Raw genomic sequence first — 16,564 nt, 5'->3', positions numbered from 1 at the left:
TGGTGAGTCTTGCCCCAGAATTCAGGGTTAATCCACTTTCCTGACGCACCTTCACCCCGCAAGGGCCTCGCCCATTTGGCGGATGGCGTCGATCTTGGCGTGAAAGGGGCCCCAGTCGTCGCGCTCGGCGATCGCGGACCAGATCGCCTCGACTTCATCGATCAGCATCGAACACGGCGCCCCGGACCAATAGGCGCCTGAACGGGGCTTGCGCGGCGCATAGCCGACAAGCGCGGCGCGAAGGTCGTCGAATGCCTCGCCCTCCGGCGCGGTGCCCCCGAACGCATCGAAGAAGAACCGGTCGATCCCGGTCTCGCTTCGCGTTAGTGCCTGTTCGAGCGTTTGGACCAGTGCACGGTCGCGTGTCGGCTCCTGCGGCACGACGCCGAGCCGCCAGAGGATCGCATCCGACACTGCGCGCTGATAACGCTCCGGGAACGTCTCGAGGATGTCGATCAACGGCTGCGCTTCGCTGACCGCGCGCAAGGCGACCGCGAGCTGCATGACATTCCAGTGGATCGCCTCGGGCTGCCGACCGAACGCATAGAGTCCTGCGTGATCGAAATAAGCGGCGGTAAAGGCCGGGTTCCATGTCGGTGCCCAGCGCCACGGTCCGTAATCGAAGCTCTCGCCCGTGACGTTGATGTTGTCGGTGTTGAGCACGCCGTGGACGAACCCCGCCGCCATGTAGCTGGCCGCGAGCGTGGCGGTGCGGCCGACGACGAGGTCGAGCAGACGCGCCGGGGCATCGTCGCCCGGTTCCTCGCCGTACAGGTTGCGGAGCACGTAGCCGACCAGCCGGGTCATGTTGTCCGCATCGCGCAGATAGGCGAGGCGCTGGAACGTGCCGATGCGGACATGGCTATGGCTCAACCGCACCAGCACCGCGGACCGCGTCGGGGAGGGTTCGTCGTTGCGCTCGAGTTCCTCGCCGGTTTCGATAAGCGAGAAGCTGCGCGAGGTGGGAACGCCCAGCGCTTCAAGCATTTCGGTCGCGAGCACTTCGCGCATCCCGCCTTTCAGCGTCAGGCGCCCGTCGCCGAAGCGGCTCCACGGCGTCGTGCCCGACCCCTTGGTGGCAAGGTCCATCAGCCGGCCGTCGCGGTCGCGCAGCTGCGCGAATAGGAACCCGCGCCCGTCGCCGATTTCGGGGTTATAGTTGCGAAACTGATGGCCGTGATAGCGCAGCGCGAGCGGCTTCTCGAGGCTGCTCGGCAGCGGGACGAAGCGCCCGAAATGCTCGATCCACTCCGCGCCGCCCAGACTTTCCAGCCCGACTTCCGCCGCCGCCGAATCGTTGCGGAAGCGCAGGTGGGTTTCCGGGAAATGTGCCGCGACCACAGGGTCGTAGAAAGCGTCGCCGAGATCCAGGATCGTGGTTTCGGGGCGATAGGGTTGCGGGGGGGTGTCCATACGTGAATATGGAGGGCTCCAACCGCAGGACGCAACCATGCCACCCTATGAAAACCGATATTGGTGGTCAAACGACGGCGTAAGACTGCATTATCGTGACTATCCCGGGCCGAATACGCGCCCTCCGCTGCTATGTCTGCCCGGATTGACGCGGAATGCGCGCGATTATGACGCGCTCGCGCGGCGTTTGTCGCCGGCCTGGCGAGTCATCACGGTCGATCTGCGCGGACGCGGCGACAGCGGCTACGCCAAGGATCCGATGAGCTACGTGCCCCTGACCTACGTCCAGGATATCGAGGGGCTGCTCGCGGAACTGGGGGTGGAGCGTTATGTCGCGATCGGCACGTCGCTGGGCGGGATCGTGACGATGCTGCTCGCCGGGACCGCGCGCGCATCGCTGGCGGGCGTGGTGCTCAACGACGTCGGCCCGGAGATCATGCCCGAGGGACTGTCGCGGATTCGCGGTTATGTCGGCAAGTCGAACACCTGGCCGACCTGGCTCCACGCCGCGCGCGCGGTCGCGGAGGCGAATGAGTCGGTCTATCCGGCTTTCCAGCTCGAGGACTGGCTCGCGATGGCGAAGCGGCTTTATCGGCTCAACAGCGCGGGGCGGATCGTGCTCGATTACGACATGAAGATCGCCGAGCCGTTCCGCGTCCCCGGCAACGAGGCCGGGCCGGATATGTGGCGCGCGCTCGACGGGCTCAGGGCGGTGCCGACGCTGGTCCTGCGCGGGGCAACCTCGGACGTGTTCGCGGCAAGCGTCGCGGACCGGATGGCGGGCGTGCTGGAGCAGGGCGAACTGGTGACGATCCCGGCGATCGGCCATGCCCCGACGCTCGATGAACCCGAAGCAATTGCCGCGATCGATCGGTTGCTGGCGCGGATCGTACCGGAACCCGCTGCTGGCTGAGGCGTCTCGGAAGGGAGTGAACCCGGGAGCCCCTGCATGACCGACCTGTCCGACGCGCACACCAAGATGCCAAGCCTGAAGGGCAAGCGGGTGATCATCACCGGCGGCACCACCGGGATCGGCCGCGCGATCGCGGTGCTGCTCGCGAGCGAAGGCGCGCGCGTCTTTATCTGCGGTCGGAGCGAGGAGCATCTTGCCGATGCGCTCGCGCGGATCCGCGAAGTCGGCGAGGGCGACGGGATCACGCTCGATCTGTCGGAAGAGGCCAGCCCCAAGGCGTTCGTCGAGGCGGGCAAGGCGCATCTCGGCGGTGTCGACGTTTCGGTGATCAACGCCGCGATCGCCGCGGAAGGCTTGAGCGACATGTCGGAGGAGGCGGTGCGCTATGCCATCGCGACCAATTTTACCGGCTATCTGATGACCGCGCACGGCTCGATTCCCGCGATTGGTGACGAAGGCGACATCGTGCTGATCGGGTCGATGAGCGCGCATGTGCTCGGCCCCAATTCGACCGTCTATGCCGGGATCAAATACGGCATTCAGGGCTTCGCAGAGGCATTCCGTCGCGAGATGGGGCCTAAAGGCATTCGCGTCTCGCTGGTCGAGCCGGGACTGACCGGATCGACGATGCAGGAACCGGACACCCCGCCCGAACAACAGCGCGAGAAGATCCGCGACGAAACGTCGCTCCGCGCGGAGGATATCGCGGTCGGGGTGCATTACATCCTGACGCAGCCGCGCCGAACGGTTATCCAGCAGCTGACAATTTCGCCGCGGAATCAGGATTCGGAATGACCTTCACCCATGACGCGCTGATTTTCACCCCTGCCGATGTCGATCTGAGCAAATCCCCGCTCGCGGGCCAGATCGATGCGGAAACCTATGTGCTGGGCGCGTTCAATCCGGGCATGACGCGGTTGCCCAACGGCAACCTGCTGCTGATGGTGCGGATCGCCGAGGCGTTGCGGACCCCGATCAAGGACCAGCAGATCCACGCGATCCGCTGGCATGACGGCGGCTTCTGCCTCGACGCATGGCCGATCGAGTTCGTCGACACCGCCGACCCGCGCAAGTTCATGATGCGTGGCGGCGGGTGGAAGGTGATGGCGCTGACGTCGCTGTCGTGGCTGTTGCCGGTCGAGCTCAATACCGACGGGACCGCGGTGGTGGCGGTGCATTACGACAAGGCGATCGCGCCGCGCGCGTCCTACCAATGCTACGGCGTCGAGGATGCACGGATCAGCAAGGTCGGCGACCGATATCTGATGACGACCTGTTCGGTCAGCCCGGAGCGGCATTCGACGACACTCTACAGCTCGGACAATGCGCTCGACTGGACGCTCGAGGGGATCGTGCTCGATCACCAGAACAAGGACATGCTGATCTTCGAAGGGCTGGTCGGCGGCAAATACTGGGCGCAGACGCGGCCCTTGGGCGACCTGTATTTCGCCTACCCGCCGGGGAGCGAGTGGCGCGCGGGGCCTTCGATCAACCTGTCGACCTCGCCCGACGCGCTTCACTGGAAGCCGCACGAGCGCCCCGGCATCCGCCCGCATGCGGCGACCATGGCGACCGCGCGGATGGGCGGCGGCACCCCGCCGATCCTGGTCGACGGGCCCGATGGCGGCGGCTGGCTCAGCTTGTGGCACGGGGTCGAGCCGATGGGCGTGGTCGGGGTGTATCGCACCTATTGGTCGCTGCTCGACCGCGAAGACCCGAGCCGGGTCCTTCGCACCAGCCACGACGCGCTGATCGAAGCCAACCCTGCGCTGACCGACCCGCTGCGTGACCAGATGTATATCGACAACGTCGTGTTCACGACGGGCATCGCCGACGCGGGGGATCATTACGTGGTCGCGAGCGGCGAGGCGGATCTGGCGTGCCGGATCTCGCATTTGCCGAAGGCGCTGTTCGCGTAGGTTCGTCGTCCACCAAAAGAGGAGAGTCGCGTTCGCCGAAGCGGGTGTGCTCCAGACCGATCCGCTCTACTACAAAGCCGGACATTGATGATGCAAACGTCATAGGTTATGAAGTAGATGAACTGATGTAATGTCAGGTGTGCAGCGGAACGAGTTCTGACTGAGCGTGGAAGGTGATTGATGATCGCTTTATTCCTCATGTTGTCGCTACAAAGTGCCGCTCCTGATATCGTCGTTTCTGGCACGCGGCTTTCGGAAGCCTACGCGGCGTGCGTCAAGCAGACCTGTACTCCGTTGCGGGATGCGCAAGTGTCGATTGCCTTCGCCGAGCGACAGTTCCGAGACGGCGCGTACATCAAGGCGCGGCGTACGCTCGAGGCGGCCATATCTCGTAACAAACGCCACGCCGCGACCGATCCCAAACCGGTTTCAGCCCTCTACGAAGCCTATGCCACCGTGTCCTTGCACGACGGGGATATGGATGCGTTCAAGCGGGCGGTCGGCCAGCGGGTCCGGACGCTTCGCGATAATCTGCCCGGTGATGACCCTGCCGTCGTCGATGCCATGTTTGCGATCGGCGATATGTGGCTGGGGAAGCACGATGCGGATAATGCCGAGTCTTCGTATAAAACGGTAGAGCGCCACGCCTTGGCCGAAGGAAACGCATCGCTCGCGATGCAGGCGACGCTACGTCGCGTCGGACTGGCCAACGCGCGAGGCGACACTGCCGGTGCAGCCCGACTTATGGCCGAAGCCGAAGCGCGTCCGATCGCAAATGATCCAAAGCTGCGTACGGCATTGCAGGTCGTGCGGTTGCGCCTGGCGGCGGGGCGGAAAGACAATGCGCAAATCGATAAGATGGTTCGCACGATCGGTCACGAGGGGGCGAGCGGGCCTGCGCTGATCTGGGCTCCTCCCTATAAACTCACCGAAATAGCTGCGGCGCAGAAGGCGGCAGCCAAATTCGACACGTTCAATCCCTTTCCCGCGCGCTCAACCGACGTCGATCCGATCGAATGGGTCGATATCGGATTCTGGATCGCGCCTGACGGCAAGACGAACGAGCCCGAGATCCTGCGCGGCTCGCCCCCGACGGGATGGGCGGGATCGCTTCTCAAACAGGTTTCCGAACGACGCTATACCGGCTTCTCGACCAGCAGCGCTGATCGCGGGGTCTATCGTGTCGAACGGTTTACTTTGCGCGGTACCTACGATGTTCCGTTGGGAAGCCTGATCAGACGGCGAAGCGGCGCTCCGAGATTGGAAGTGCTCGACTTGACGCAGCCCGATATGGCCGCGTCCGCGAAACGGTCATAACGAGGCCTGTAAGACGTGCCGTCGGTGGCCGTAAGTGCATCATCCACACGTCTTGCATCGATCGAGGACCGGTAAAACGGACACCAATGCTCCCCGTTCACAGCCGTTGCGGCCGCGCCGCGATACAGCCTGTAACGCGTGCCCCCCCCAGCGGTGGCGGCCTTCGATCTGCAGCAGGGGAGGGGACAAGCGAACCTCCCCTGACGGGGGGACTCCGCAGGTGTTGAGACCGCGATAATCCTACGCAGCATGCGATGATTGCTGGTCGTCGCCGGGGCCGCTCAGACGGCTGCTTTCCGGGACGCCGGGCGTACGGATCCAGACCGTGCCGCCCTCGTTCTTGGCCTGATACATCAGTCGGTCGGCAACGCCGACAAGCGCTTTGTCGACCCTGGTTTCGCGCAAGTTCAACACCAGCGCGCCGATGCTGCAGCCCAGCGCGTACGGGGTTGGCATGCAGTTCATCTGCAAATGCAAGGTTTGGGCGCGCCGGTAGCCTTCGGCTTCGCTGTCGACTGGCAGAAACAGAAGAAACTCGTCGCCCCCGATCCGGGCGAACACGTCGCCCGGTCGAATCAATGCACGAACTCCGTTTGCGAAGGCCTGCAAAGCTTCGTCCCCCGCGGCATGGCCGTGCCGGTCGTTGATCTGCTTGAAGCCGTCGAGATCGACATAGGCGAGGATGCCCCAGGCTCGATGCCGCGCAACCGCACCGGCGTTGTCGTAGAAAGCCTGCTCGTTGACGAGACCCGTCAAAGGGTCGCTGCGCGCGCGATGCCATTCGCGATCGTATGAGCGGCGTGTGCCGGCCATCAGGATGATGATCATCGCCACCGCCAGAATCCGCATGGCCATGTTCCATGCGATCGCCGTGTGACCGAGCGGATACGCCTCGAGCCCGTTTGCGGCGAGCGATACCGCCACACATGCGGCGCTGGTCAGCGTGGCCTCACGCCACCCCAGCGTCCAGGCGGGCAAGCAGAGGATCAGCAGATAGATCGGGCCGAACCACAGCGAGGTCCCGCTCGCGTAATCGGCGAGTCCGGCGATGACGACCGCTGCGACGGTCATGGTCCGCGCCTGCGCCCGGGAGAGTCGGGTCGTCCAAGCAATGAGCGCGTCCAGCCGGTCATGCCAGCGCGGTGGGGTCGGCATTGCTTGAAGAGACGATGGCCTATTCATTAAGGGTCCGTAACGAGCAGAAGGTTAATATTGTGTTACCGAGGCTTCGGTAGGTCGCATCGCGGTGAGGGACTGCATCGACGCAGCTTCGGTGCGCCGCTACCTCGGCCATTGCGTACAGTTTAGCCCGCGACACGACGGGGCTGGTTTTGCGCCGCGGAGTCGGTAAGCACGCGGGCGATGCGACCCGTGAACATCCTCCATCTGCATTCTACCTTCTCGCTCGGCGGGAAGGAGGCGCGTGCGGTGCGGCTGATGAACGCGTTCGGCGCGCATGCGCGGCACACGATCGTGTCGAGCATGGACGGACAGTATGGCGCGCAGACGGCGATTGCGCCGGGCATCGATTACGAGATCGCGCAGAACCCGCCGCCGTTGACGGGTGGCCCGTCGGTCCAGCGCTACGAGGCGATCGCGGCGTATATGCGGCGGTTCGACTTGGTGCTGACGTATAATTGGGGCGCGATCGACGGGGTGATGGCGAAGCGCGTGTCGTCCAAGGGGATGCCTCCGGTGGTGCATCACGAGGACGGCTTCAACGCCGACGAAGCCGACGGGCTGAAACCGCAACGCAATCTGTATCGCCGGTTTGCGCTGACCAAGGCCGAGGCACTGGTGGTGCCGTCGCAAACGCTCGAGGCGATCGCGCTCAAGACGTGGAAGCAGCCGCGCGACCGGGTCCACCGGATCGCCAACGGGATCGACACTGCGCTTTACGCCAAGAAGCCCGATCCGAAGGCGATCCCTGGTTTCAAGCGCAAGCCCGGTGAAGTTGTCATTGGCACGCTCGCCGGCTTGAGGGAGGTCAAGGACCTGCCGATGCTGGTGCGCGCGGTCGGCGGTCTGTCGGGGCGCGTGCGCTTGGTGATCGTCGGCGAGGGGCCCGAGCGCCAGACGATCCTCGACACGGCCGAGCGGATGGGAATGGAGAACCAGCTCGTCCTGCCCGGCTTCCTGCCCGAGCCGCATCGCTTTATCGGCCTGTTCGACATCATGGCGCTGTCGTCGAAGAGCGAGCAATTCCCGATCGCGGTGATCGAGGGAATGGCGGCGGGCCTGCCGATCGTCGCGACGCCGGTCGGCGACATCCTCGCGATGGTATCCCCCGACAATCATAGTTTTATCGATCGGCGGACGCACGAAGTGGCTTTGCGCGATTCATTGCAGACCTTATGTGATGCCACGCCTGAGCAGCGGGGCTATCTGGGGCAGAAGAACCGCGCGAAGGCGGTCGCGGAATTCGACGAGGCGACGATGATTGCGCGCTATCGCGCATTGTATTCCACCGTCCTCGGCCAGCCAGGCCGCTTGGGGTAATTCACGGTTTGCCGCGCGTGGCATCCAACGCCTATATCGCACGTATGTTAATCCGGGAGCCGGTCACTTGTTCAAAGGTTTGAAGCCCATCGTTTATGGAGGCCGCGAGGTCTGGCCGCTCGTCGAGGGCGGGAAGGGCGTCGCCGCGACCAACCATGCAAGCGCGGGCGCCTGGGCCGCGGCGGGGGGGATCGGGACGGTCTCGGCGGTCAACGCCGACAGCTACGATCCCGACGGCAAGATCATTCCGCAGGTCTACACCAAGCTGACCCGGCGCGAACGCCACGAGGAACTGATCGAATTCGCGATCGAGGGCGCGGTCCAGCAGGTGCAGCGCGCGTATGACATCGCGGGCGGCCAGGGTGCGATCAACATCAACGTCCTGTGGGAAATGGGCGGTGCGCAACGCATCCTGAACGGCGTGCTGGAGCGCACGCGCGGGCTCGTCGCGGGTGTTACCTGCGGCGCGGGGATGCCCTACAAGCTTAGTGAAATCGCCTCGTCTTACGAGGTCAGCTATTTGCCGATCGTCAGCTCGGGCCGTGCCTTCCGCGCGCTGTGGAAGCGCGCCTATTCCAAGGCGGCGGACTATCTGTCGGCGGTCGTCTATGAGGATCCGTGGCTTGCGGGCGGGCATAACGGCCTGTCCAACGCAGAAGACCCGCTGGTCCCGCAGGATCCCTATCCGCGCGTCAAGGCGCTGCGCGACACGATGCGCGAAGGCGGGATTTCGGATGACGTCCCGATCGTGATGGCGGGCGGCGTCTGGTATCTGCGCGACTGGTCCGACTGGATCGACAATCCCGAGCTCGGCTCGATCGCGTTCCAGTTCGGCACGCGACCGCTGCTGACGCAGGAAAGCCCGATCCCGGAGGATTGGAAGGCACGGCTTACCAACATTCAGGAAGGCGAGGTGCTGCTGCATCGCTTCTCCCCGACCGGTTTCTATTCGAGCGCGGTGCTCAACCCGTTCCTGCGGCATTTGCAGGCGCGTTCCGAGCGCCAGATCGCCTTCTCGACGCAAAGCGCGGGCGATCACACGTTCCAGCTCGACGTCGGCGTCAAGGGCAAGAATTTCTGGGTGACGCGCAACGACCTGCTCCGCGCGCGCGAGTGGTTCGGTGCGGGCTATACGGATGCGCTCAAGACGCCGGACAACACGCTGGTGTTCGTGACCCCGGAGGACAAGGGCGTGATCCGCAAGGATCAGGCGGATTGCATGGGCTGCCTCAGCCAGTGCTCGTTCTCGTCGTGGTCGGATACCGAGACCAACTCGACCGGACGCCTTGCCGATCCGCGCAGCTTCTGCATCCAGAAGACGCTGCAGGACATCGCACACGGCGGGGATGTCGAGCAGAATTTGATGTTCGCAGGACACGGCGCGTATCAGTTCAAGCGCGATCCGTTCTATTCCAACGGGTTCGTGCCGACCGTGAAGCAACTGTTCGACCGGATCCTGACGGGCGACTGATCGTCCGCTCCAGCAACATTTCGTAACTGATTGGTTGGCGATTTTTTCACCTCCCGCGCGCTAGGGCCGGGAGGTGAGTGTACCCGTGTTCCTGACCGTCGATACCGAGCTGATGTGGCGGCATCATGCTGCGCGTCTTTCCGTCGATGAGCTGTTCGCCCGCTCGTTCGAGCCCGCCGGAGTCGGTATCGCGCACATGCTGGCCACCTTGGCGCGGACCGGGTTGAAGGCGTGTTTCTTCGTCGATCCGATGCCGGCGCTGGTCTTTGGCCTCGACCCGATCCGTCGTGTGGTCGAAGCGATCCTGCAGGCGGGGCAGGAGGTGCAATTGCACTTGCACCCCAATTGGTCGGGCGCCGCGGCGGACGATGGCGGCGCGAGCTACAGCCGGTTCCAAATGGTGGAATACTCGCGCGACGACCAGAGCGACCTGATCGCAGGGGGAATTGACCTGCTGGTGGCTGCGGGTGCGCCGCGCCCGGTCGCGTTTCGGGCGGGGTCGTACAGCGCGAACGACGATACGCTGCGCGCGCTGGTGCGCAACGGAATCGCCTATGACAGCAGCCACAACGGCAGCGAACATCCGTGGCCGAGCCAGATCGACCTGCCGGTTCGCCAGATCGCACCGGTCGAGCGATTGGGAATCGTCGAGGTGCCGGTCACGTTGATCGAGGAACGTCCGGGGCACTTGCGCAATTTTCAGGTGTGCGCGCTGTCGCTTGGCGAGATGCGCGCCGCGCTCGATCATGCGGTTGCGCAGGAGCATGCCGCGGTGACGATCGTGACGCACGGGTTCGAACTCGCCAACCGGACGGGCACGCGCCCCAATGCCGTCCATGTCCGCCGGTTCGAGGCGTTGTGTGCGCTGCTCGCGGCGAGGGCGGACGCGATGCCGACGCAGCATTTTGCGGGTCTCCCGGCGCTGCGAACCGGCCACGCCGATACGCCCTTGTCACCCGATCCGCTGCGGACGCGCTGGCGCCAGGCGGAGCAATTGTGGTCGAACCTGGTAGCGGAACGCGCGGCATAGGGTTGCGCGACCCCGGCGTAGACCGGGAGAACTACCGAGACGACTACGGCCACGCAGTATCCCACCCCTTATCGTTCCCACACCGCCACGGGCGCGCTACACGCGCTTATGCATTTGCGCACCCAAGCCCTGATCCTCGGCGTCCGCCATCACGGTGAGCATGGCGCGATTGTGCGGGCGCTCACCCCCGACGACGGTCTGCAGGCGGGCTATGTGCGCGGGGGGCGATCGAGCCGAATTCGGCCGATCCTGCAACCCGCCAACCGGGTCGCGGGTGAATGGCGCGCGCGGACCGACGATCAACTCGCGAGCCTGACGGTCGAACTCGTCACCAGCCGCGCGCCGCTGTACGCCGAACCGTTACCGGCGCTCGCGCTCGATTGGGTAACGGCATTGACGGCGGCGGCACTTCCCGAGGCGCTGCCGTACCCGCGGTTGTACCTGGCGCTGGATGCCGTGATCGAGGCGATCGCGCTGGCACCCGCCGCGCGGCGCTGGATCTTGTCGATCGCGCGGTACGAGCAATTGCTGCTGGCGGAACTTGGCTATGGGCTCGACGCGGAGGCCTTGCCCGCCGCGCTGACGGACCCTGCCGCTGACGACTGGCACGCCGTGTTCGCGGCCCTTTCCGTACTGGGGGAGGCACTCGGGGCGCAAATTCTGGTCGATCGGCGGGCCGTAACTCTCGAATCGCGGGCTCGTTTGACAGATCGGCTCAAAAGGGCGGTTGCGTGATGCGCCAAGGGTCGGCATGGCCGCGCCTTCAAATCACGGAGCGGTACGGACCATGGCACTGATCGCAATCCTCGCTGGAGACGGCATTGGCCCCGAAGTGACGCACGAGGCTCGCCGCGTGCTCGAGGCGCTCGGGCTCGACCTTACGTTCGAGCCTGGCCTTGTCGGCGGTGCGGCCTATCGCAAGACCAGTCATCCGCTCCCGCCCGAGACGCTCGCGCTGGCGCACCGCGCCGATGCGATCCTGTTCGGCGCGGTCGGCGACCCCGACATGGACGGGCTCGAACGCTCGGTGCGTCCGGAGCAGGCGATCCTGGGCTTGCGCAAGGAACTCGGCCTGTTCGCCAACCTGCGCCCCGCGACGATGATGCCGGGCCTGGAGGACGCGTCCGCGCTCCGCCCCGAAATCGCGCGCGCGATCGACATGGTCATCGTCCGCGAGCTGACCGGCGACGTCTATTTCGGTGAAAAGAGCCGTGGCTTCTCGCATACCGGCCTGCGCGAGGCGCATGACATGATGCGGTATGACGAGGTCGAGATCGCGCGGATCGTGCGGGTCGGGTTCGAGATGGCGGCACGGCGCAACCGCATGCTGACCTCGGTCGACAAGGCGAACGTGCTCGAGACGTCGCAGCTGTGGCGCGAGATCGTAAACGAGATCGCGCGCGACTATGCCGAGGTCAAGCTGAGCCACATGTATGTCGACAACGCCGCGATGCAGCTGGTCCGCAACCCGGGCGCGTTCGACGTGATCGTGACCAGCAACCTGTTCGGCGACATCCTGTCCGACCAGGCGAGCATGTGCGTCGGGTCGATCGGGATGCTGCCGTCCGCGTCGCTCAACGATTGGCAGGGCAGTTGCGGGTTGTACGAGCCGATCCACGGGTCTGCACCCGATATTGCGGGGCAGGGCAAGGCCAATCCCTGCGCGGCGATCCTGTCGGCGGCGTTGTTGCTGCGGCACTCGCTGTCGGACGAGGCTTCCGCGGTTCGGGTCGAGCAGGCGGTTCGCGCCGCGATTGCCGATGGGGCGCGGACAGTCGATCTGGGGGGCAAGCTGACCACGGCGCAGATGGGCGATGCAGTGCTCGCGGCGCTGAAGTGATTTAAGCCCCTCCCCTTCAGGGGAGGGGTTGGGGGTGGGGCGGTGCCTGGCAGAGAGGTTCGTTCTGCTGGACTTCCCCACCCCAACCCCTCCCCTGAAGGGGAGGGGCTAAGGACGTTAGCCGAATACGGTCTTCAAATTCATGAACTCGTGCAGCCCGTACGGCCCGAGTTCCCGGCCATGACCCGAGCGCTTGATCCCGCCGAACGGCGCTTCTGGCGACGACGACAGCATCGCGTTCACCGCGATCATCCCGGCTTCGATGTCGCGCTCGAACCGCGCGCGTTCGTCGGCATCGTTGGTCCAGACCGACGACCCGAGCCCGAACGGCACCGCATTGGCGAGCGCAATCGCCGAATCGATGTCGTCCGCGCGGAACAGCATCGCGATCGGCCCGAACAGTTCTTCCTCGGCAACGGCATGATCCAGTGGGACGTCGACGATGATTCCCGCCGACATGAAGGCGCCCTTGCCGGGCAGCGCCTCCCCGCCGAACAGCAGCTTTGCCCCCGCCTGTTCGAACAGCTTGAGTTGCCCGAGAACTGTCTCGCGCTGTTCCTCGCTCGATAGCGGCCCCATCGTGCTGTCCGCGTCGAATGGGTCGCCTGCCACGACCGCCTTCATCGCGGCCGAGAACTTTTCAAGGAACGCGTCGTAAATCTCCGAATGCACGATCATGCGCTTTGCGCAGATGCAGGATTGTCCGGTGTTCTGGACCCGCGCGGTGACGGCTTGCTTGACCGCTTCGTCAAGATCGGCGGACGGCATCACGATGAACGGGTCCGACCCGCCAAGCTCGAGCACAACCTTCTTGAGCGCGCGACCGGCGGCTTCGGCGACTTTCATGCCTGCGCCCTCACTGCCGGTCAGCGTCACCGCGACGATCCGGTCGTCCGCGATCAGCGCGGCGACCTTGTCCGACTTGATCGCGAGGTTCTGGAACAGCCCGGCTGGACCGCCCGCCGCGATCACCATTTCCTCCAGCGCGGCGCCGCAGCCCTGGACGTTCGAGGCATGTTTGAGCAGTCCGACGTTGCCCGCCAGAATCGTCGGCGCCATGAAGCGGACGACCTGCCAGTACGGGAAATTCCACGGCATCACCGCCAGAACCGGCCCCATCGGGTGCCACGTCGCGGTCGCCCCGGCGAAGGCGCGGGGTTCGAGCATCGCGGGGCCCTGCTGCGCGTAATGGCGGAACGCGGCGGCGCATTTTTCGACTTCGGCGATCGCCGATTTGAGCGTCTTGCCCATTTCGCGCGTCGCGATCTCCGCCAGTCGGTGGCTGTTGGCATCGAATTGCTCCGCAATCCGCTCCAGCAGCGCGGCCCGCTCGGCGAGCGGGGTCAGCCGCCATTCGCGGTAAGTAGCGTGCGCGCGGGCGACCTTGCTTTCGATCTCGTCCCTGGTCAGCTCGGCAAAGCTCTCGCCAGGTGCGCCGGTTGCGGGGTTGATGCTGGTGAACATGGCGGGAAGGCTCCGGAATTTTACAGTGGATGCGGGAATATGCAGGGACAAACGCAAAGTCTTGCCGAGGTATCCTTGACCCCCGTCGCTTGCCTGCCGCATAGGTTGGAAATGGATATACCGATCGAAGAGCTGACGTTCGAAGCGGCGCTGAAGGAACTGGAGGGGATCGTGTCGAGACTGGAAAGTGGGGACGCGCCGCTGGATCAGGCGATCGCGCTGTACGAGCGTGGCGACAAGTTGCGCCGACGCTGCGACGATCGTCTGAACGCGGCACAGGCGCGGATCGAGGCGATCCGCACCGACAGCGAGGGGCGGGCCATCGGCACGCAGCCCTTTGCGGCAGCTTGACCCCGTGAACATGGCGCCATTGTCGCTCGCCGAGGCGCTGACCGAGGTCGGCGTGGATATCGACCGTCGGCTCGATTCGCTGATCGCCGTGCCTGACGACGCACGTGCGCCGCTGTACCGCGCGATGCGCCACGCCGCGATCGGCGGCGGCAAGCGGCTTCGCCCGTTGCTGGTGATGGCGACCGCGCGGTTGTTCGCGGTCGACCGCGATTGCGTCGGGCGCGCCGGGATGGCGATCGAATGCGTCCACGTCTATTCGCTGATCCACGACGATCTGCCCGCGATGGACAATGACGACATGCGGCGCGGCAAGCCGACCGTGCACAAGGCGTTCGACGAAGCGACCGCGATCCTGGCGGGCGATTGCCTGCATGCGCTGGCGTTCGAGATCCTGTCCGACCCCGCAACCCATGCCGATCCGTTCGTACGGAGCGAACTGGTGCTCGATCTGGCGCGTGCCGCTGGGCCCGCCGGAATGGCGGGCGGACAGGCGATGGACCTGGAAGCGGAGAAGACCACCTTCGACCTGCCGACCGTGACACGGTTGCAGGCGATGAAGACCGGCGCGCTGATCGCCTGTTCGGTCGAGGCTGGCGCGATCCTCGGCAAGCTGCCGCCGGAAGGGCGCACCGGCCTGCGTGGCTACGCCCGAGACCTTGGCCTCGCGTTCCAAATCGCCGACGACATCCTCGACGTCGAGGGGGACGAAGCGGCGGTCGGCAAGAAGCTCCACAAGGATGCCGGCGCGGGCAAGGAGACCTTCCTGTCGCTGCTCGGTCTGCCGCGCGCGCGCGAACAGGCGCGGATGCTGGTCGATCAGGCGATCGATCATCTCAAGCATTACGGTCCTGAAGCAGACCTGCTCCGCGAGATCGCCCGGTTCACGCTCGAAAGAGATCGGTGACGATCCGCACGGGGGTCTATCCCGGCACCTTCGATCCGGTCACGCTGGGGCACATGGACATCATCCGGCGCGGCGCCAAGCTGGTCGACCGGCTGGTGATCGGCGTGACGACCAACCCGTCCAAGTCCCCGATGTTCACGATCGAGGAGCGGATGGCGATGGTCCAGCGTGAGGTCGAGGGCGTCGCGGGCGAAATCCATGTCGTCAGCTTCGATTCGCTGCTGATGGACTTCGCCGAGCGGGAAGGCGCGAAGATCATCGTTCGCGGTCTGCGCGCAGTCGCCGATTTCGAATATGAATATCAGATGGCGGGGATGAACCAGCAGATCAATCCGCGGGTCGAGACCGTCTTCCTGATGGCGGACGTCTCGCTGCAGCCGATCGCGAGCCGACTGGTCAAGGAAATCGCGCTGTACGGCGGCCCGATCGATCGGTTCGTGACCGCCACGGTCGCCGCGGAGGTCGCTGAGCGAGTCGATCGCATCGGCCGCAAGGGCGAGGCGCATCGGCAGCGGCCCTGATTTCAGCCACGGCCCTATTCTGGTCGCTTTCGCACGGCATCTGCCGCAAACACGCTGGCGGTGACGTTCACGTTGGCGCAAGCGACGAGTTGGTCTAAGCGACCATTCACCGAGATTTTCGCGGGGACCTGATGCGTTTCGTAGCCACCCTTCTTGCTTTCATTCTGGCGCTGGTTTCCGGCCCTGCTTTTGCCGACAAGAAGAAGGAGAAGATCGAGGTCAAGGACGCCAAGGTCGTCACCGACAACCGGCCTCCGGTTCCGTCCGTCACCGACCCGGCCAACCTCTGGTATCTCGATCTTTCGACCGGTGGCCGCGTGGTGATCTGGTTGCGCCCGGATGCTGCGCCCAAAATGGTTGAGCGCGTCAAGCTGCTGACAAGCCAGCATTTCTATGACGGCCTGCTATTCCACCGCGTGATCGAAGGATTCATGGCGCAGACCGGTGATCCCAAGGGTGATGGCACCGGCGGCTCGACGTTGCCGAACGTTCCTGCGGAATTCAACTGGCTGCCGCACGTGCGCGGCGCGGTGTCGGCGGCGCGTGAGGGCGCTCCGGAAGGCGCGACCGTCGAAGCGGTCACCAAGGCCGAGAACAGCGCGAACAGCCAGTTCTTCATCGTCTTCAATCCCACAATGAAGCTCGACAAGAAATACACCGTGTTCGGTCGTGTCATCTCCGGCATGGAATATGTCGACACGATCGCGCGTGGCGAGCCGCCGACGGCACCGTCGCGGATCCTGCATGCGTATCTAGGTACGGACAACCCGCCGGCGTACGTTCCTGCGCCGCCGGCGCCCGTCGCGCTCCCGGCGCCGGCCGGCGTCATCAAGCTGGCGCCGAAGGCAAAGCTAGCGACGACTGCCGTACCGCGCAAGAAGGCGGCGTAATCCACCGGCCGTTTCGGCACGGGAGAGGTCCG

At 65.0% G+C, this 16,564-nt stretch carries 16 protein-coding genes; 13 read left to right on the top strand and 3 right to left on the bottom strand.

Features of this window, described 5'->3' with window-relative positions; translation table 11 throughout:
• Window positions 1-51: 51 nt before the first annotated feature.
• Window positions 52-1,413, bottom strand: a complete 1,362-nt coding sequence (locus tag QBJ92_RS10460) for a protein adenylyltransferase SelO (RefSeq protein ID WP_277969636.1) — start codon at window positions 1,411-1,413, stop codon at window positions 52-54.
• Between the two features lie 37 nt (window positions 1,414-1,450).
• Between QBJ92_RS10460 and QBJ92_RS10455 the strand changes: the two genes are divergently transcribed.
• From QBJ92_RS10455 to QBJ92_RS10440, 4 genes are all read left to right on the top strand, one after another.
• Window positions 1,451-2,326: an alpha/beta fold hydrolase gene (locus QBJ92_RS10455; protein ID WP_277969635.1), complete on the top strand. Its 876-nt coding sequence runs from the start codon at window positions 1,451-1,453 to the stop codon at window positions 2,324-2,326.
• A gap of 36 nt (window positions 2,327-2,362) precedes the next feature.
• Window positions 2,363-3,121 carry an SDR family oxidoreductase gene (locus QBJ92_RS10450; RefSeq protein ID WP_277969634.1) on the top strand — a complete coding sequence of 253 codons (759 nt, stop codon included), beginning with the start codon at window positions 2,363-2,365 and terminating at the stop codon, window positions 3,119-3,121.
• Complete coding sequence (locus QBJ92_RS10445; protein ID WP_277969633.1) at window positions 3,118-4,245, top strand: glycosidase; 1,128 nt, start codon at window positions 3,118-3,120, stop codon at window positions 4,243-4,245. Before QBJ92_RS10450 ends, QBJ92_RS10445 begins: the two co-directional genes overlap by 4 nt.
• 180 nt (window positions 4,246-4,425) lie before the next feature.
• Window positions 4,426-5,562 carry a hypothetical protein gene (locus QBJ92_RS10440; protein ID WP_277969632.1) on the top strand — a complete coding sequence of 379 codons (1,137 nt, stop codon included), beginning with the start codon at window positions 4,426-4,428 and terminating at the stop codon, window positions 5,560-5,562.
• A 240-nt stretch (window positions 5,563-5,802) separates the two neighbouring features.
• On the opposite strand, the gene QBJ92_RS10435 is transcribed toward QBJ92_RS10440, so the two are convergent.
• Window positions 5,803-6,633 (bottom strand): GGDEF domain-containing protein, encoded by an 831-nt coding sequence (locus QBJ92_RS10435; protein WP_277969631.1) that lies wholly within the window; start codon window positions 6,631-6,633, stop codon window positions 5,803-5,805.
• A gap of 291 nt (window positions 6,634-6,924) precedes the next feature.
• On the opposite strand from QBJ92_RS10435, the gene QBJ92_RS10430 reads away from it, so the two are divergent.
• The 5 genes from QBJ92_RS10430 to leuB all read left to right on the top strand — a co-directional run bounded on the left by QBJ92_RS10430 (window position 6,925) and on the right by leuB (window position 12,402).
• Window positions 6,925-8,061, top strand: coding sequence for a glycosyltransferase (locus QBJ92_RS10430; protein WP_277969630.1), 1,137 nt, complete (start codon window positions 6,925-6,927; stop codon window positions 8,059-8,061).
• Window positions 8,062-8,128: 67 nt separating this feature from the next.
• Window positions 8,129-9,532, top strand: coding sequence for an NAD(P)H-dependent flavin oxidoreductase (locus QBJ92_RS10425; protein ID WP_277969629.1), 1,404 nt, complete (start codon window positions 8,129-8,131; stop codon window positions 9,530-9,532).
• A gap of 73 nt (window positions 9,533-9,605) precedes the next feature.
• Window positions 9,606-10,562 (top strand): polysaccharide deacetylase family protein, encoded by a 957-nt coding sequence (locus QBJ92_RS10420; protein ID WP_277969628.1) that lies wholly within the window; start codon window positions 9,606-9,608, stop codon window positions 10,560-10,562.
• Between the two features lie 108 nt (window positions 10,563-10,670).
• A complete protein-coding gene (recO, locus tag QBJ92_RS10415) occupies window positions 10,671-11,297 on the top strand; it encodes a DNA repair protein RecO (protein ID WP_277969627.1) in 627 nt (208 codons plus the stop codon).
• A 52-nt stretch (window positions 11,298-11,349) separates the two neighbouring features.
• A complete protein-coding gene (gene leuB / locus QBJ92_RS10410) occupies window positions 11,350-12,402 on the top strand; it encodes a 3-isopropylmalate dehydrogenase (RefSeq protein WP_277969626.1) in 1,053 nt (350 codons plus the stop codon).
• Window positions 12,403-12,519: 117 nt separating this feature from the next.
• Here the strand turns inward: leuB and QBJ92_RS10405 are convergent, their stop codons facing one another.
• Window positions 12,520-13,866 (bottom strand): NAD-dependent succinate-semialdehyde dehydrogenase, encoded by a 1,347-nt coding sequence (locus tag QBJ92_RS10405; RefSeq protein ID WP_277969625.1) that lies wholly within the window; start codon window positions 13,864-13,866, stop codon window positions 12,520-12,522.
• 111 nt (window positions 13,867-13,977) lie between these two features.
• On the opposite strand from QBJ92_RS10405, the gene QBJ92_RS10400 reads away from it, so the two are divergent.
• From QBJ92_RS10400 to QBJ92_RS10385, 4 genes are all read left to right on the top strand, one after another.
• Window positions 13,978-14,217 carry an exodeoxyribonuclease VII small subunit gene (locus QBJ92_RS10400; RefSeq protein ID WP_277969624.1) on the top strand — a complete coding sequence of 80 codons (240 nt, stop codon included), beginning with the start codon at window positions 13,978-13,980 and terminating at the stop codon, window positions 14,215-14,217.
• 10 nt (window positions 14,218-14,227) lie between these two features.
• Window positions 14,228-15,121, top strand: coding sequence for a polyprenyl synthetase family protein (locus QBJ92_RS10395; RefSeq protein ID WP_431358388.1), 894 nt, complete (start codon window positions 14,228-14,230; stop codon window positions 15,119-15,121).
• A 2-nt stretch (window positions 15,122-15,123) separates the two neighbouring features.
• Window positions 15,124-15,642: a pantetheine-phosphate adenylyltransferase gene (coaD, locus tag QBJ92_RS10390; RefSeq protein ID WP_277969683.1), complete on the top strand. Its 519-nt coding sequence runs from the start codon at window positions 15,124-15,126 to the stop codon at window positions 15,640-15,642.
• Window positions 15,643-15,773: 131 nt separating this feature from the next.
• Window positions 15,774-16,532: a peptidylprolyl isomerase gene (locus tag QBJ92_RS10385; RefSeq protein ID WP_277969622.1), complete on the top strand. Its 759-nt coding sequence runs from the start codon at window positions 15,774-15,776 to the stop codon at window positions 16,530-16,532.
• Window positions 16,533-16,564: the final 32 nt, after the last annotated feature.

Source organism: Sphingomonas echinoides (assembly GCF_029623395.1).
Taxonomy (GTDB): domain Bacteria; phylum Pseudomonadota; class Alphaproteobacteria; order Sphingomonadales; family Sphingomonadaceae; genus Sphingomonas; species Sphingomonas echinoides_A.
The sequence above is the reverse complement of the archived record's forward strand: the minus strand, read 5'-3'. Positions and strand labels throughout refer to the sequence as shown.

Excerpts from the sequence above, each read along its gene's own strand:
- QBJ92_RS10435 (WP_277969631.1), bottom strand. The coding sequence starts at position 6,633 with ATGACCGTCGCAGCGGTCGTCATCGCCGGACTCGCCGATTACGCGAGC.
- QBJ92_RS10430 (WP_277969630.1), top strand. The coding sequence starts at position 6,925 with ATGCGACCCGTGAACATCCTCCATCTGCATTCTACCTTCTCGCTCGGC.
- QBJ92_RS10455 (WP_277969635.1), top strand. The coding sequence starts at position 1,451 with ATGCCACCCTATGAAAACCGATATTGGTGGTCAAACGACGGCGTAAGA.
- QBJ92_RS10440 (WP_277969632.1), top strand. The coding sequence starts at position 4,426 with ATGATCGCTTTATTCCTCATGTTGTCGCTACAAAGTGCCGCTCCTGAT.
- QBJ92_RS10405 (WP_277969625.1), bottom strand. The coding sequence starts at position 13,866 with ATGTTCACCAGCATCAACCCCGCAACCGGCGCACCTGGCGAGAGCTTT.
- QBJ92_RS10385 (WP_277969622.1), top strand. The coding sequence starts at position 15,774 with ATGCGTTTCGTAGCCACCCTTCTTGCTTTCATTCTGGCGCTGGTTTCC.
- QBJ92_RS10395 (WP_431358388.1), top strand. The coding sequence starts at position 14,228 with ATGGCGCCATTGTCGCTCGCCGAGGCGCTGACCGAGGTCGGCGTGGAT.
- QBJ92_RS10460 (WP_277969636.1), bottom strand. The coding sequence starts at position 1,413 with ATGGACACCCCCCCGCAACCCTATCGCCCCGAAACCACGATCCTGGAT.
- QBJ92_RS10450 (WP_277969634.1), top strand. The coding sequence starts at position 2,363 with ATGACCGACCTGTCCGACGCGCACACCAAGATGCCAAGCCTGAAGGGC.
- QBJ92_RS10400 (WP_277969624.1), top strand. The coding sequence starts at position 13,978 with ATGGATATACCGATCGAAGAGCTGACGTTCGAAGCGGCGCTGAAGGAA.
- recO (WP_277969627.1), top strand. The coding sequence starts at position 10,671 with ATGCATTTGCGCACCCAAGCCCTGATCCTCGGCGTCCGCCATCACGGT.
- QBJ92_RS10445 (WP_277969633.1), top strand. The coding sequence starts at position 3,118 with ATGACCTTCACCCATGACGCGCTGATTTTCACCCCTGCCGATGTCGAT.
- leuB (WP_277969626.1), top strand. The coding sequence starts at position 11,350 with ATGGCACTGATCGCAATCCTCGCTGGAGACGGCATTGGCCCCGAAGTG.